The organism is Desertibacillus haloalkaliphilus, from assembly GCF_019039105.1.
Taxonomy (GTDB): Bacteria; Bacillota; Bacilli; order Bacillales; family KJ1-10-99; genus Desertibacillus; species Desertibacillus haloalkaliphilus.
The window spans coordinates 1-378 of sequence record NZ_JAHPIV010000339.1 but is presented as its reverse complement, the minus strand read 5'-3'; the positions used below and the strand labels follow the sequence as shown (position 1 = coordinate 378).

General features: G+C 53.2%; 1 protein-coding gene. It reads left to right on the top strand.

Going from position 1 to position 378, the window contains the following annotated elements:
- The coding region (locus KH400_RS30040; RefSeq protein ID WP_217228347.1) for a hypothetical protein at nt 1-378 on the top strand (378 nt) is incomplete at both ends.

Below are 378 nucleotides of genomic sequence, written 5' to 3'. Positions count from 1 at the left end.
GAAGAGAAAGAGGAAAGGAAGGAGAGGGGGAGGGGGGAAGAGAGGGGGGAAGAAAAGAAGAGGAGAGAAAGAAGGGAAAGAGAGAGAGGAAAAAGGAAGGAAAAAAAAGAAAAAGAGAAGAGGAGAAGAGAGGGAGAGGGGAGGAGAGGGAAAGGGGGGGGGAAAGAGGGGAGAGGAAGGGGGGGAGAGGAAGGAGAGAAGGAGAAGGGAAGAGGGGGAAAAAGAGGAGAAAAAAAGAAGAGGAAAGAGGGAGGGGGGGAAGAAGGGGGAGAGAAAGAGAGAAGGGGAAAGAAAAAAGAGGGGAGAGGGAAGGGAAAGAGAGAGGAAGAGGGAGGGAAAGGAGAAGGGGAGGGGAAGAGAGGGGGGGAAGGAGAGGAA